Genomic DNA, 14,177 nt, shown 5'->3' with positions numbered 1-14,177 from the left:
GTATCATGGTAAAATCTTTTTACTATTTATCTAGCCTTATACTAGGATTTTTGTTAGTTTATATTTCTCCGCTATCACCAAATTACGAAATTTATGTGATTTTAGGAAACTTAATCTTTTGGCTATCGCTTCTTATCTTTTTGATGAAAGGTCCTATGAGTAATATTTTTACTTATTTACGTAAACATTTAAACAAATTTTCACTTAGCATCTTAGTAGCTTATTTATCTGTTCACTATTTTGTTTATAGTATTGCATTAGAGAGATTATTAACTGGTTTTTACGGAATACTATTTTACGTTAATACTCCATTTATATCCCTCTCGATTACGCCTTTTTATCCTCCCTCATTTTACACGGCATTTATCAACATTATCTTTAACCCAACAGTTGCGATAGGATTTCCTCCAAATTATTATATAGAGTTATCTCTATATTCTATAGTCTTGGGATTCTTAATAGGTTCTGTCGTTACAGTAACAATAGTTAGGGTTTTAGAATTAAGTAAGGTAATAAAGTTAAAGATTATTCTCTTGTTACCGATTTTAGGAGTAATTGCTGGTGGAAGTTGTTGTATATCATTACCGATACTATTAGCTACTGTTATTCCAGCTGCAAATGTATTGTTTTTCTTACCTTTAGGAAATACTGCGTTATTTTTAGCTTATATTTTGTTACCTCCGATAACTGCGACTGGTTTAGCAATTCATTTTAGAAGTCTGATTCCTAGACCTCCAAAAGAAATGAGAATAAAAATATTACCCCAAAATAAAAATAATAAGTTATGAAAAGAGTTATAGGAATTTTTCTTTGCTTATTTTCTCTTATCGGCTACTTTGTATCTTTTCATTATCTGCTTTTAGGTTCTACAATAACTTTAACGTTCTGGTTAGGTTTATGGTTGTTAATTCCAAAGAAATTCTTTGACCTTACGTGGAATATAAAGAAGGGAAGAGGATACTGGATTTCATTTTCTTTATATCTTTTGTTTCACTTACTTCTATATGGTTTCTTCTATTATATTATTTTAGGAGCTTTCATATATTTACCTATATATAGTATATATGTTGATGCTTCGATTACACCTCCAATTCAGTATTTTTTATATTGGATAGCAAATAGTCCAGCAATAGGAATTATAATTGCTGGCTACGAGATGGGAATCTTTCCCTTTACTACTTTTATAGGAATATTGTTAGCTTTGCTTATTGGAGCTAACATTGAAAAAATTCTTAAATTAAAGAACTTATTAAATGCATATAAAAGAAGTACTGCATTAATTGCCATTCCAACCCTAGGTGTAGTATCTGGAACTAGTTGTTGTCTTTCCCTACCTAGCTTAATTATTTATTTTGTTTCCCTAGATATTGGTGTTATTTCTTCTGTTTTACCTATTCTCGCCTCCTCAATTTATTTCGGATTTGTGTGGTACGGGTTACCGATAAGTTCAGTACTAATTCTTCTATTTAATTTAAAAGATCTAAACAAAGTCGTAAATAAACTTGAGAGTAGTAAATGTGAAATTAGAAAAGAAAATCCATCATAGAAATAACTATAATAAAAATAAGATAGAAATTTATTGCACGAAGATTTTTAGTTTATGACTAGAAAATGATTTATACCTCTAATCCTATTTTTAATGGGTCAACAGTTTTAATAGTCTTATACTCAATATTTTCAATTTGAAATAAGGTGTCTTAATTTGGAACCATGGGAAATAGTGCTTAAGGGTAATAAGAAATTTCGTAGGCTCTTACAGAAAGAGGCTGAAAAATTTGGTTTATCATATACTGAGGTACAAGTCCTTTACTTTTTAAAGAATGGGGAGAAAAATGTTACTTCTTTAGCAAATTTTGCTGACGTAAATAAGTCTACTATGGTCGAAGTATTAGATAAGCTAGAGAAAAAAGGATTTATTATCAGAGAAAGAGATACTCAAGATAGAAGAGTTGTAATTGTTAAGATTACAGATGCAGGTTTAAAAATATTAGAAGATGTAAGAGGCAAATATAAGGAGTTAATTGTATCCTTATTAAGTAAAATTAAAGATCCTTCTTGTGTAGTCGAATTTTTTGAGATATTAATTAATGAAGCAGAAAAAGACGAAACTATTTAAATTTTTCCCCGGACTTTTGGGAAAAATTATTTTTAAATATCACCTAAACTTCACTCATGGCAAGCAAAATAGGAGCTGGAATACAGGCACTACGATGGATAGGCCTGCTAGGATCTGCATTTTGGGCAGGAGTCCATTTCGTCTTGGCAGCACACGTAGTCTTTCCTAAAGATATGCTAGCAACTGAGATATATTCTACCTTCTTTGCCTTTACAGCATCTTTAGCAATAGTTGCAGCAGTATCATTTATTTTGGGTATGAGAAGTTTATATCTACCAGCATTCATATTCTACCTTATTGATTTTGTATTATTGACTGAAACTAGAACAGCACCAGCATTATTTATTGGAAAAGTGCTACCAGTTAACATTTATGTTATAGAAAGCTGGATACTAGATGTATTACTAATTATTGTATCATTTCTGCTCTGGAGATTTGATAAAAGTTAAAAAAGACAAATTCCAATTTTTTATAGCCGCGGGGTTCAAGTGCCCATCAGGGCTCAATGAGAACCCTTTGTCCCCCTTCGGCTCTTTTTAGAAAATTTTTTTAAGTTCAATTTTCATTTATTTTTCGTGAAATTATTAATCACTAATCATAGAGATATTTTTCATCCTCAAGCTGGAGGTGCTGAAAGGGTAATTTACGAGGTTAGCAGAAGATTAGTAAAAAAGGGTTTTGATATAACTTGGTTAAGTGAAAATGCGGGAAATTTTAATGATGAACTTGATGGAATTAAGTTTTTACATGCGGGAAATAAATATACCCTTCATTTCCACTCTTTATCTTACGCAAAAAGAGGTTATGATGTAGTAATTGATAGTGTTGCACATGCAGTACCTTTCTTTTCTTATATAGTAAATAAAAAGTCTATAGCATTAGTGCATCACGTTCATCAGGATGTTGTTAAATACGAACTTAATCCTTTCTTAGCATTTATAGTTAGACAATTAGAAAAAACCATTAGAAATTATCCTTATATAATTTCTGTTTCAAATACTACCAAATACGAATTAATTAAGAGATTTAGAATTGATGAGAGTAAAATTACTGTAATATATAACGGAATTGACCATGAAATATATAAGCCCGGAGAAAAATCACCAACTCCTACAGTCTTGTGGATTGGCAGGCTTAAAAACTATAAAAATCCCTTAGATGCAGTAAAAATCTTTAAGAAAGTGAAAAATAATAAAGCTATACTTTACATTGCTGGTGGAGGAGATTTAGAGGAAAACGTGAAAAGAGCTATATCTGGTCAAAAAAATATAATTTTTCTTGGAAAAGTAAATGAGAGTCAAAAAATAAAACTATATCAGCAAGCTTGGGCTGTTATTTCAACTTCCTTTATTGAAGGTTGGGGAATGACAATAGTTGAAGCTAACTCTTGTGGAACACCAGCAGTTGCATATTCTACTGGATCTCTTCCAGAAATCATTGAAGATGGGGTGAATGGTTTTCTAGTTGAGTATAAAAATATAGATATGTTCACAGAAAAACTAAATTACATCTTGGAGGATGAAAATGTAATGAAATATTTGTCAAAACGTAGTTATGAGAGCTCTTTAAAATACGATTGGAATAAAACTGCTGATGAATATTATAAATATATATGGAGGATAGCCGAGTCATAGAGAGGGCTAAACAAATATTTGAGGAATACAAAAAGACAAAAGATCCCAGTAAGTTAGATGAGGTTATAAAACTTTTAGAAGGAAGGCAAGATTTACACTCTCTAAATCAGTTAGGTTTGGTGTACTTAGAAAAGGGGGATACAAAGAAAGCCATTGAGTATTTTGAAAAAGCCTTAAGAAAAGCAAAAAGTAATGAAGATAGATATGTTATAAATTTTAACCTAGCACTGGCACTTTTCAAAGATAAAGACTATACTAGAGCTTACGAAATACTTAGGGAGTTAGTAAATACTCCTCTAAAAACCCATGCCCAAAGATTGTTAGCAAAAGTATGTTTAAGCATGGGTGATATAAAGCATGTTGAAGAAGCAAGAGCTATACTTGAAAGCTTTGATGAACCAACTGAAGATTTAATAGTTGCTTATATTTACCTAGGAAGAAATAGCGGAAGAAAAGATTATTTAGATAAAGCTGTGAATTACGCTGAACTGATTCATAATAAAAGGCTTCTAGCTGAGGCTTTACTTTCATATGATGATAAGGACAAGATTGAAAGGGCTTTAGAAATTTTTAGAGAACTAAAAGATGTAAAAGGCGAAGCTAGAGCATTGTATAAACTCTCATTCTATAAATCAGAATTACTTTATGAGGCACTACAGAAGTTAGAGGAATCTAATGAAGGTAGTCCTCAGGATAAAATAAGGCTCCTAAATGAGTTATATAAAAGGACTGGTGTTATTGATTTCTTAAAGCAAGCAATTTCTATAGCTGAAAAGGAGAAAGAATACTTGTTCCTCGCTAGAGCTTATGTAGAGCTATCTAAGAAGGAAAACGAATTAGAAAATTTGAGAAAAGCTGTTATGTATTATGAAGAATTTATAAGAAAAAATCTATAATTCTTTTATTTAGATTGCGAAATTTATCATTATCAAAAAATTATGATATTGGCAATATTTTGATTTTAATATTATATATATTGCATATTTACTTACCACGACTATTTTAAAGGAAAAAATTTTTATACATTTATTAATATATATTATATAAGGAAGGGGAAATGAGGAATACTGAGGTGATGAGGATTGCGTTCAATAAAATCTGTAGTGATTTCGTGGACTTTGTGGGGATTAGCGTATTATCTTTATTCACCATACCTTACAGTATTTTTAAAGAATATTGTTAAAGAAGATTTTATAGGATTCTTATATATAGTATCTTCTCTAGTAGGATTAATTTATTCAATAATTCCATTATTCACAAAAAGAGTAAAGGAAATTACAATAGTATCTTTAATAATTTCTGGTATAGGATTAATTTTACTTTCAATGTCTAATAATGCATTATCGGCTATTATATCTCTAATACTTTATAGTACGTATTGGGTTTCAGTACCGATTTTTTATCTATTAATGAATGATGAAGTTGCAAAAATATGGGCAATATCAATGTTACCAGCAATAATAATACCTTTCTTTGATGATAGTGTAGTTTTAACCCTAGGGATTAGAAGTATATTCTTAATAGCTGGAGTAATAATGGCTTTAACAGCATTACCGTTAATTAACGTTGATATTAGGGGTATGGGAGGGAGTTATGATGATGAAAGAAGTAATAATTTATCCTTTATTATACTTACAATTCTTCCTCTCTCTATCTCCCTCCCATACCTCTATGTGAGTATGCCTTTGAAACTCATACCGATAGTTTATGCAATTGGAGAATCTATAGGAATTCTAATGGCACTTTTCTTGAGTAAGATAAGAAATGGGTTATCTCTAGCACTACTAGGCTTCTCTCTAATTTCACTAAACACCATTATACCCTACGGTGCAATGTTTTACGGAATTTCAGAAGCATTAACAGCTTTAGGAGTGGATAAGGTGAGGATAAAGGATCTAAAAGATTCTGTAAAAGTTACTATACTAGAAGTCTTAACATGGTTAATAGGTTATGCTATAGCTACTGCACTGTTTATTCTATCACCATTACTTCCAAGTATTTACGCATCATTATTAGCAATATTATTTGCTCTACTATTACTCTTTACAATCCCAGCAATAATACGAATTAATTTCATATGTATAAGAAAAGGGAAAAACATCATTACACCGAGACTTAGAGTTACTGAAGGAATTTTCCCTTACTTTAAATTTGCATAGTTTTTGATTTTAAGGAGACATTTTCAAGGTAATACTTTTTTCTTTAGCTAATTCTCTCTTAAAAATTTCGACAAAAATATTATATGCTTCCTCTGAGTAAAGGGAAACTATTATAGTATTTAGATATTTAAAGTTCGTATACTCTTCTTTAATTACTTTTACCATTTTCTCTGCGCATATTTCATATGGATAACCATATATACCAGTAGAAATTGCTGGAAGAGCTATACTAGATAACTTTAATTCCTCAGCTTTTCTAAGTGCATTTCTTATAGCCTCTTCTAATTTCTCCTCCCCTTCTATTCCATATCTTGGGCCTACTGCATGAATTACATATTTTGCTTTTAATTTTCCTGCAGAGGTAACAGCGACTCCATCAGTTGGTACTGGTCCATATTTCCTTACATACTCTCTACTTTCTTTTTGAATTATATAACCTCCTTTTTCTACAATGGCTCTAGCTACTCCTCCACCATGTTCTAAATAGGAATTTGCAGCATTAACTATAGCTTCAGCTTCAACTTCAGTTATATCTCCTTTAATAATTTTAACTATCATGACTTAGCACTCCAATAAGCTTTATCGAATGCAGAATTAACCAAATCTATTAACCCTCGAAGTTCATCTATTTTTTGGAAATGAATAACAGCAGTAAATACGTTAGTTCCTCCATTTTTAGAAGTGAAGTACACTTCAACCTTTGTCTCATCCTTAATTTTATCCTTTAATATATCTTTAACTCTTTCAAGAACTTTATCCGCTGACACATCTGCATTAACTATAACTTGTAGCGGATATACAAGTGAATTTTCAGATTCTAATTTCTGAAAAACGGTATTTCCTAGAAAAGCCGAGTTAGGTATTTTAAAGATATTACCAGTAATACTCTTTATTTCAGTGAAAAGCAAGGATACTTTTGTTACTTCCCCTATAATTGGATTTCCCCATATCCATGAAAGTAAAGATACCGAATCTCCAGGTTTTATTGTTTTACTTGAGGTTACAAGAACACCAGATAATAAGTTCTGGGCAATAGTTTGCACAGCTAAACCAATTACTATACCGCCTACTGCACTACCTACCAAAACTCCAGTTAAATTTACGTGAAGTACAACTAATATTGCTAAGACTAAAAGAGTATAAAATACTACATCTGATGCGAATTTTATCATCCCTGCCATTCCTTTTTCGATCTTAGCGTAAACTGTTATTGATAAAATTCCTTGTATGAATTTTATAATGTAATAACCACCTACTGCTACTATTATCACATGGATACCAGTTATTATTGCCGGCTCATAAGGTAAAAGTTGTTTAGGATAAGCTTCTGTAAGGAGTTGAACCAAATAAGTTACAACGAAGTCTAAAATTGCTAGTATTAAGATAATCAATAGTATTTTAACTACTTGAAGCCTGTAGCTCATAAAAAGAAATTATTATACAGATTTATAAGTCCTTCTTGTTTTTATATTTTTATATAAACGATAAAAGAAAATTATTAAGGCTATTTGACCAAAGTCGAAAACTAAAGTTGAGACTCCATCATACCTTATGTAAAAGAAAAAGGGGAGGAGATACATTACTGGTTTCCATATTACGTAAACTAGATAGAAGTTTATATAATTTACAATGGAGAATGATAATGATGATGCATCTATTAGAACATTCAGAAAGATATTTTTTGATCCCCAAAACAGTATTACTGATATTATGAAGATAATAAGTAGGATGAAACCAGAGAAACTTAATCCAACTGGTATTTGTAGATCATAACCAGGGAAATAAGTAGGTTCGTCAATTGGTGCTAAAGGCCCTAAAGCTAATCCAAATAATAGAAGAATTATCGTTAAAGCAAGAACATAAGAGTAATAGGTCGTTATTTTTTCTGCCATTAGGCTAAACTTTATGTTAAGTTTAATAAAATTTTTCTAATGTGGTCAATAAACTCCTTAAATTCTAGATAAGCTGAATATACCTCATTTTTATTCTTACCAAAGATTGCAAAAGTCTCATTTCCTATGCAGTAATTGGGCAAGAGAAGACCATAATTACCACAGAATCTAGTAAACGAAATTTTATTGGTAAGTTTTACGTTTTTCAACTTTGTGTCAATGTGAATTTCTACTGAGTCATTGTAATATATAATCTCATGTGAAACTTCTCCCTTCACCACATATAGTAGTTTTAGCTTATTCAATTCTTCAGAAGGGAGGTAGAGTGGTATTCTCAAATTCTTAAATACTGCTTCTTTTTCTTTTACTTCGATAAGAGTTTTAACACATCTATCTGGATTTATTTCAAATATAGAGTTATTCAATAAAGATATTACTCTTCCAGAGGATAGCCTTACCCCTAAAATGCCATCACTTTTACAAATTTCTAATTCCATTAACAGTCTTTTTTAAGATAAGTCTAAAATCTGTTGGCTTCATTTTTTCTTCTATTCCTTTTAAGGCTAATTCTAACCCAATTCTGGCTTCTCCTTGAATTTTAGTTGAAAATTCCTTTATTAGCTCAACTTCTAAGGGAAAAATAAAGTTAACAGCATATGGTAAAGTATGTTTTTCTACTACAAGACCCCATTCTTCATCTTTAGTAGGAGTTGAGAGTGAAGGATTTGGGATATGATACACTTCAGCTTTATTAAAAGTCCTAGTTTCAAATCCCATTTTTATAGCTTGTAAAGAAATTATAGTCTCATTGTAACTTCCTCTAAGCGTGAAAGGAATAGTCCTAACATAATTATAAACTTCCCTCTTTAAGCTCATATTTGCACCTACAATAGCTAATGTCTTTTCATTACCCTTATGTTCTTTTCTATCTACACTTAAACCTGTCTTTGTTAAATATCCAATATAATCTTTAAAAACTTCATTATATTCCTCCATATATTTTGTCGATTTAAACTTCTCGTATAAATAATTAGGATAATTTATCCATCGCTTTCCTGTAACTTTACCACTAGCAACTCCTACGTTTTTATGATTGTCATGAAAAATCACATGATCTCTAATCCAATCTTTTGAAGGTAATGCGTCATCATCAATAGTTATTAATATCTTTCCCTTTGCGTTAGATAAGATAATGTTTAACGCTTCCTCAAAAAGCCCTTCTTTTTGTTCTATGAACTTTATGTTCAAATATTTCTCAAAATTCTCTATTTCACGTGTTAAATTTCCTTTATATGTTATTAATACCTCAAAATCATCTTCGCTTTGATTCATTAAAGCTTCTAAAGTCTTTTTTAAAGAATTCCTCAATAGAGTAGGTATACCTACAGTAGTAGAAACCATATTTAAATTTTTGAAACCACGATATTTATTTGTGAATATAAAACTTATTGCAGTCTTACTTTTGCTTTCATTAGCGCTTAATATATATTTAGGTTACTCTACTTTGCATCTCAAGAGTAAGGAAGAAGTCCATTCAATTACTTTAAAATATAACCAGACTTTATTAATTAAAAAAGGAGGAGAATATAGTGTATCGTTATATATAAAAAATAAGAATATAGTGTATGTTAATGCAATAATAGAAATTTCTATAAATCATCACAGACATACAAAAGATTTTTTTATTGAGTTAAACAGTAATCAAACCCACAGAATTATTCATCTGAATGCTGGCTTGTATTTAATAAAAATTACCTATTTGATTACTTATAAAGGAAATATTCCTCCAAATAATACAGATATTTTAATAAACATTACAGAAATTAAAGGTTAAGGGGGCGGAAAGCCTAGCTATTTATGGCGGGTGAGCTACCCCGCCCTGAAGGGCGGAGCTTCCTGCTTCATAGCCCCACCTTGCCCGTAGCTTTTCGCTACGGGTAGAGGGTGGAGCTCCACAGGCACTAAGGATGGCTCCCACCCCGATCTCTTCAATATGTTTAAGCAAGCGTTATAGTCACGATCAGTAACCCAACCGCACTTAGGACAGCTGAACACACGGTCACTCAAAGTTAACTCTTTCTTTACGTACCCGCATTTGGCACACATCTTTGAAGTATATGCTGGATTTATTAACAACAGTTTCTTTCCATATTTTTCCAACTGATATTCTAGTATTCTCTTCAACTCATGGAATGCAACATCGTGTAACCTCATCCTCAACTTCCTTTCTGACTCCTCCACCAGTTGTTTAACATCTATATCCTCCATTACTACAACGTCATAATGTTGTGCAAACCACTTACCCAACTTCATATAGAGATCTTGTCTCAAGTTCTTCAAGTGTTCATAACCCCTAGCTAACTTCACTTTTGCTTTAAACCAATTTTTCGACAAGAACTCTTTCCTCGAGAGAACCTTGTGGAGTTTCCTTATCTTCTCAAGTGCCCTCTCATAAGGTCTCAAGTTAGGGAAATAGAATCCATCACTCGTGGTTAGGAGTTTCTCTACCCCAACATCTATTGCAACTACCTTACCAGTCTTTGGAAGTTGAGGGAATTCAACACCTTCAACTATGAAGGAGATGTACACTCTCTCTGAACGTGTTAGTTTAACTACCACCCTCTTTACTTTGTCAAGCGGGAAGTCCCTATGAACAATGACCTTAAACACGCCGAGATTTGATAACCTCAATAACACCAGCTTCTTCTTATTCTTCCTACTCTTAGTCCTTATTTCCCTGCTCTCAAGTATTTTCCACCCACTTTGTGGGTAAACAAGAGAGTAGTACTTATGTGGTTTCTTCTCCTTAGGAAAGTGTGCTAGACCTTTGAAGAACCTATCCCTAGCATCGTAATAACGATCGGCAATTTGCTGTACTACTTGTGAGTAGAGTTGTCGGTACTCCTTATCTTGCTTTCTTAGATCTAGAGCAAGTTGTCTTAACTCCGTTTGTGTAAGACCCTTTCCGTCCCTTTGGTAGAAATAGATATCTGCCCAGCGTAGGGTGTTATACATCTCACATGCTAACCTCAACTGGGCTTTTAACGCCCTAATTGTTTGATCGTCAGCATATGCACGAAAGCGGAACCCTACGTTGGGCATTAATAAAATGTTCGAGAGTGGATTAAAAAATATTTCTACAAAGGGGGCTATCCATCCCCGCCTTAAAAGGCGAGGTTTTTCGCCCCCTTTGAACCCCTAAACTTTATAACCCCCTTATATTTATATACCTACTTTTTCTAGTGAATATTTGATGGCTAGGAGGGGAAAGAACCCAATCAGAGCAACAGTTTCGATGAAGATTGGTTTATCAGACTCCCTCCTAGCCCTTATAAATAACTAAGCATTAAGATACATACTATTCTGGTTAAAAGAGAAGGGATTAAACCCAAATGAAAAAGACGCATTAGGAATTATACACCAAGAATTATACGATAAACTGAGAGAGGAGTACCAATTACCATCAAAGATTGCTGAGGATTGTTACCGTGATGCACTAGCAACATACAAGAGTTGGTATAATAATCCTAGAAAGGGACATTTCCCTAGAATATATAAACCCACGGTGTGGCTAACACCAAAAGCTAGTTACACAATAAACTTTGAAAAAATGAGGGTTAGGATAACAAGTGTTGGTGAACTACCCATCTTGGGTTATCCTAGGTGTTGTAATAAAATGAGGGAAGTTTCTCATCGTTGGTTTAAGTGTGGTTGTGTATGAGAATGATCGTAACATTATTGCTGTAGTTAATTTGAATAGGAGGGGGGCCTATGACCCTCAAATGAGGGATGTAGACCCGAACCGATGAGGGGAACAACCACCTATATAGGTTTTATTAGCCGGGGAGAGTAATACTCTCCTCGGCTGGGGAAACATGGTCGAGGAGATAACTGAAGCAAAGTCTTCGGTCAAGGGCGTGACAAACCCCTACCGTCGGACTGAACATTGTGGAAAAATCCACGAATATAGGTGTGATAAAGAGGTAGGGGTAATAGGAATAGATATATCAAAAGATTATCTAATTACAAGTAGGGGGAGGGAAAGAAAATACGAGAATAATAAGAAGGGTTACGAAAAAATCCTCAAGATGAAACCTTGCGCAATAGTTTTAGAGCCCACTGGAGTATACGCAATAAGGCCTTGCCAATACTTCAAAGAGAGAGGAATAAAAGTACTACAAGTAAGCCCCAACATACTATCGAGGGAGAAGGAGTTTAGAGGAAAGAAAACAGATTTTTATGACGCTGAAAAATTAGAAAACATGGCTGACAAGGCTAAAGAATATGAATACAACCCCTTGAAGGAGTTAGTAACACTCTACTTCTTCTTCAAGGACATGGAAGTAAAATACGAGAACAGGCTAAAGAGGACACTATTCCTAGTAAGTGACAACGACAAGATAAACAAGGAAAGGTTGGAAAAACTCGCAAATGGGGATTTTACACAAGAAGAGCTCTACAACCTAGAATACACACCAATAGTACTTGAAGAAATAAGAGTATTGGCAAAAACACTCTTGGAAACGCAAGAGAAATTGAAAGAAGTTAGGAGGATGATTGAGGAGCAAGTTCCCGAGGATCACGTTTTGTTGACTATCCCGGGAATTGGGAGGCTTGCAGCTGGTATAATTATTGGTGTTGTTGGTGATATTAGGCGCTTTCCTAAGCCAGAATCTTTTGTTGCTTATTGTGGTTTAGACCCAATTGTGGAGAGGAGTGGTAGGGGTGTGATAAGTAGGGGGATTTCTAAGAGGGGTAATAAGTATTTGCGTAGTTTATTCTACTTTCTTGCAAAGATGAATTATTCTAGGAACCCAACGTTGTTGAAGTTTTATGAGTCTCATAAGGATAGGTTACAAGGTAAGAAGTTATATACTGCTTTAGCAAGGAAGTTGGCAAGGATTGTATGGAGTGTTTGGTATAATAATAAGCCTTATGAGCCTAAGTGATTAAAGGTCCCTCCCCCTTAATAGCCACGTGGGTCTAGATGGCCCACGTGGCAATCTTAGCTGACACTATGCTTGAAGTATGACCGAAAGATTTATTACTGAACGCCCTAAGGGTGGTGCAAAAATCAGATATAACACTGAAAATTAAAAAGATAATAATTTAAGTGATAAAGGAAAAAATCACTCTATGAATGATCTTTTATTTATTATTTCTCTGCTCCTTTCGAGTATTATCGCCGGATTTATAGGATCCTTAACAGGATTAGGTGGAGCTACAGTATTAGTACCAATCTATACTCTCTTTTTATCAATTCCAATAGAATATGCCACTGGAGCAAGTCTAATATCAACTATAGCAACCTCAAGCGGAGCAGCTAGTGCGTACATCAAAGATAGAATTACTAACGTTAAAATAGGCATGGGTTTAGAGATTGCTACAACAACTGGAGCTATAGTTGGTTCACTTATTGCTCATTATATCTATGAGCATCACTTAGCCTTTATTCTCTTTATAATCTTCGGAATTGTAATTCTAACTTCTATTTATCCTCAGCTAAAGAAGGCTTCATTAGAACTCCCGAAACCAATGAAGCCTGATTGGACTACGAGAGTTTTTCAGCTTTATGGAAAGTATTATGATGTTGCATTAAGACAAGAGGTAGAGTATTATGGAGTGAGATGGTGGTTAGGAGAAATAATTATGTTTTTTGCCGGTATGATATCTGGGCTTCTAGGAATAGGTTCTGGAGCTCTAAAAGTTATCGGAATGGATTGGGCTATGAATTTACCAATTAAGGTAAGTACTACTACTAGTAATTTTATGATTGGTGTTACTGCAGCTACAAGTAGTTCATTATACTGGATTTTCGGGTATATCCAACCGGTGATGGCTGGTATAACCGCGATTGGAGTTCTTATTGGTTCTTTTATAGGAAGTAAAGTCTTACCAAAAATAAGAAATGTAAGATTAAGATTAATTTTCATGCTTATCTTAGCGTTTTTAGGTATTGAAATGATAATTAGAGGGGTAGAATTATGGATTTAAATGACGTTGTTGGATATACTCTTCGTATTGGTGTCATAATTAGCATTATATTAATACTCATAGGATTTGTGTTCTTGTATAGAGATAAAGATTTCAATGAACTAGTTTCCCCTTACTCAAGAATAAATACTTCTGTAATAAACCCAAACTCTGTACCTACTAATGCATTTTCTGGTAATGGTCTTGATTTAATACTCCTAGGTCTAATGGTTCTTATTGCAACACCAGTAGCAAGAGTATTAATAGGCATTATACAATTTGCTAGAGAGAGAAATATCATATATACAATTATTACAATAATAGTATTCTTTAACTTAATGCTAGCAATATTTATATTACCGCTTTTCATACATTAATTAGAGATAAATTTTTACTATCAAGC

17 protein-coding genes and 1 pseudogene are annotated in these 14,177 nt (G+C 33.0%); 12 read left to right on the top strand and 6 right to left on the bottom strand.

Annotation, left to right across the window (positions count from 1 at the left end):
• Positions 1–5: 5 nt before the first annotated feature.
• The 7 genes from D1869_RS13060 to D1869_RS13030 all read left to right on the top strand — a co-directional run bounded on the left by D1869_RS13060 (position 6) and on the right by D1869_RS13030 (position 5,909).
• Positions 6–788, top strand: a complete 783-nt coding sequence (locus D1869_RS13060; RefSeq protein ID WP_221267161.1) for a hypothetical protein — start codon at positions 6–8, stop codon at positions 786–788.
• On the top strand, positions 785–1,546 hold the full coding sequence (locus tag D1869_RS13055; RefSeq protein WP_156015485.1) for a hypothetical protein: 762 nt from the start codon (positions 785–787) through the stop codon (positions 1,544–1,546). Before D1869_RS13060 ends, D1869_RS13055 begins: the two co-directional genes overlap by 4 nt.
• Positions 1,547–1,702: 156 nt before the next feature.
• On the top strand, positions 1,703–2,116 hold the full coding sequence (locus D1869_RS13050) for a MarR family winged helix-turn-helix transcriptional regulator (protein ID WP_156015483.1): 414 nt from the start codon (positions 1,703–1,705) through the stop codon (positions 2,114–2,116).
• Between the two features lie 56 nt (positions 2,117–2,172).
• The gene (locus D1869_RS13045) at positions 2,173–2,565 is read left to right on the top strand and encodes a hypothetical protein (protein WP_156015481.1); all 393 of its coding nucleotides are present in this window, start codon (positions 2,173–2,175) and stop codon (positions 2,563–2,565) included.
• A 126-nt stretch (positions 2,566–2,691) separates the two neighbouring features.
• Positions 2,692–3,750 (top strand): glycosyltransferase family 4 protein, encoded by a 1,059-nt coding sequence (locus tag D1869_RS13040; protein ID WP_156015480.1) that lies wholly within the window; start codon positions 2,692–2,694, stop codon positions 3,748–3,750.
• On the top strand, positions 3,729–4,646 hold the full coding sequence (locus D1869_RS13035) for a tetratricopeptide repeat protein (protein ID WP_156015478.1): 918 nt from the start codon (positions 3,729–3,731) through the stop codon (positions 4,644–4,646). Before D1869_RS13040 ends, D1869_RS13035 begins: the two co-directional genes overlap by 22 nt.
• A 186-nt stretch (positions 4,647–4,832) precedes the next feature.
• A complete protein-coding gene (locus D1869_RS13030) occupies positions 4,833–5,909 on the top strand; it encodes a hypothetical protein (RefSeq protein ID WP_156015477.1) in 1,077 nt (358 codons plus the stop codon).
• Positions 5,910–5,918: 9 nt separating this feature from the next.
• Here the strand turns inward: D1869_RS13030 and D1869_RS13025 are convergent, their stop codons facing one another.
• From D1869_RS13025 to D1869_RS13005, 5 genes are read right to left on the bottom strand one after another with little or no spacing between them, the layout of a single operon-like run.
• Positions 5,919–6,467 carry an ADP-ribose-binding protein gene (locus tag D1869_RS13025; protein WP_156015476.1) on the bottom strand — a complete coding sequence of 183 codons (549 nt, stop codon included), beginning with the start codon at positions 6,465–6,467 and terminating at the stop codon, positions 5,919–5,921.
• Entirely contained in the window at positions 6,464–7,333 is an 870-nt protein-coding gene (locus D1869_RS13020; protein ID WP_156015474.1) for a mechanosensitive ion channel domain-containing protein, read from the bottom strand. The genes D1869_RS13025 and D1869_RS13020 overlap by 4 nt, the downstream gene beginning before the upstream one ends.
• Positions 7,334–7,345: 12 nt before the next feature.
• The gene (locus D1869_RS13015; protein WP_156015473.1) at positions 7,346–7,801 is read right to left on the bottom strand and encodes a hypothetical protein; all 456 of its coding nucleotides are present in this window, start codon (positions 7,799–7,801) and stop codon (positions 7,346–7,348) included.
• A gap of 11 nt (positions 7,802–7,812) precedes the next feature.
• On the bottom strand, positions 7,813–8,298 hold the full coding sequence (locus D1869_RS13010; RefSeq protein ID WP_156015471.1) for a hypothetical protein: 486 nt from the start codon (positions 8,296–8,298) through the stop codon (positions 7,813–7,815).
• Positions 8,279–9,202 (bottom strand): glycosyltransferase family A protein, encoded by a 924-nt coding sequence (locus D1869_RS13005; protein WP_156015470.1) that lies wholly within the window; start codon positions 9,200–9,202, stop codon positions 8,279–8,281. The genes D1869_RS13010 and D1869_RS13005 overlap by 20 nt, the downstream gene beginning before the upstream one ends.
• Positions 9,203–9,233: 31 nt before the next feature.
• On the opposite strand from D1869_RS13005, the gene D1869_RS13000 reads away from it, so the two are divergent.
• Positions 9,234–9,635, top strand: a complete 402-nt coding sequence (locus tag D1869_RS13000; protein WP_156015468.1) for a hypothetical protein — start codon at positions 9,234–9,236, stop codon at positions 9,633–9,635.
• 35 nt (positions 9,636–9,670) lie between these two features.
• Here the strand turns inward: D1869_RS13000 and D1869_RS12995 are convergent, their stop codons facing one another.
• Positions 9,671–10,903 carry an RNA-guided endonuclease InsQ/TnpB family protein gene (locus D1869_RS12995; protein ID WP_156015466.1) on the bottom strand — a complete coding sequence of 411 codons (1,233 nt, stop codon included), beginning with the start codon at positions 10,901–10,903 and terminating at the stop codon, positions 9,671–9,673.
• 253 nt (positions 10,904–11,156) lie between these two features.
• Here D1869_RS12995 and D1869_RS12990 point away from each other — a divergent pair.
• The 4 genes and pseudogenes from D1869_RS12990 to D1869_RS12975 form a co-directional block, all read left to right on the top strand.
• Positions 11,157–11,465: pseudogene (locus D1869_RS12990) on the top strand (RNA-guided endonuclease TnpB family protein); the annotation flags it as partial.
• Positions 11,466–11,676: 211 nt separating this feature from the next.
• Positions 11,677–12,750: an IS110 family RNA-guided transposase gene (locus D1869_RS12985; protein ID WP_156015465.1), complete on the top strand. Its 1,074-nt coding sequence runs from the start codon at positions 11,677–11,679 to the stop codon at positions 12,748–12,750.
• A 187-nt stretch (positions 12,751–12,937) separates the two neighbouring features.
• Positions 12,938–13,795 carry a sulfite exporter TauE/SafE family protein gene (locus tag D1869_RS12980; RefSeq protein WP_156015463.1) on the top strand — a complete coding sequence of 286 codons (858 nt, stop codon included), beginning with the start codon at positions 12,938–12,940 and terminating at the stop codon, positions 13,793–13,795.
• Positions 13,786–14,151 (top strand): DUF1634 domain-containing protein, encoded by a 366-nt coding sequence (locus D1869_RS12975; RefSeq protein WP_156015462.1) that lies wholly within the window; start codon positions 13,786–13,788, stop codon positions 14,149–14,151. The genes D1869_RS12980 and D1869_RS12975 overlap by 10 nt, the downstream gene beginning before the upstream one ends.
• Positions 14,152–14,177 lie beyond the last annotated feature (26 nt).

The sequence above is a fragment of the Sulfurisphaera ohwakuensis genome (assembly GCF_009729055.1).
GTDB lineage: Archaea > Thermoproteota > Thermoprotei_A > Sulfolobales > Sulfolobaceae > Sulfurisphaera > Sulfurisphaera ohwakuensis.
This window is presented reverse-complemented; position numbering and strand designations above follow the sequence as displayed.

Bases quoted from the DNA above. Each gene is read 5' to 3' on its own strand.
- D1869_RS13045 (WP_156015481.1), top strand. From the start codon at position 2,173: ATGGCAAGCAAAATAGGAGCTGGAATACAGGCACTACGATGGATAGGC.
- D1869_RS13015 (WP_156015473.1), bottom strand. From the start codon at position 7,801: ATGGCAGAAAAAATAACGACCTATTACTCTTATGTTCTTGCTTTAACG.
- D1869_RS12985 (WP_156015465.1), top strand. From the start codon at position 11,677: ATGGTCGAGGAGATAACTGAAGCAAAGTCTTCGGTCAAGGGCGTGACA.
- D1869_RS13005 (WP_156015470.1), bottom strand. From the start codon at position 9,202: ATGGTTTCTACTACTGTAGGTATACCTACTCTATTGAGGAATTCTTTA.
- D1869_RS13025 (WP_156015476.1), bottom strand. From the start codon at position 6,467: ATGATAGTTAAAATTATTAAAGGAGATATAACTGAAGTTGAAGCTGAA.
- D1869_RS12995 (WP_156015466.1), bottom strand. From the start codon at position 10,903: ATGCCCAACGTAGGGTTCCGCTTTCGTGCATATGCTGACGATCAAACA.
- D1869_RS13010 (WP_156015471.1), bottom strand. From the start codon at position 8,298: ATGGAATTAGAAATTTGTAAAAGTGATGGCATTTTAGGGGTAAGGCTA.
- D1869_RS13035 (WP_156015478.1), top strand. From the start codon at position 3,729: ATGGAGGATAGCCGAGTCATAGAGAGGGCTAAACAAATATTTGAGGAA.
- D1869_RS12980 (WP_156015463.1), top strand. From the start codon at position 12,938: ATGAATGATCTTTTATTTATTATTTCTCTGCTCCTTTCGAGTATTATC.
- D1869_RS12975 (WP_156015462.1), top strand. From the start codon at position 13,786: ATGGATTTAAATGACGTTGTTGGATATACTCTTCGTATTGGTGTCATA.
- D1869_RS13020 (WP_156015474.1), bottom strand. From the start codon at position 7,333: ATGAGCTACAGGCTTCAAGTAGTTAAAATACTATTGATTATCTTAATA.
- D1869_RS13060 (WP_221267161.1), top strand. From the start codon at position 6: ATGGTAAAATCTTTTTACTATTTATCTAGCCTTATACTAGGATTTTTG.
- D1869_RS13055 (WP_156015485.1), top strand. From the start codon at position 785: ATGAAAAGAGTTATAGGAATTTTTCTTTGCTTATTTTCTCTTATCGGC.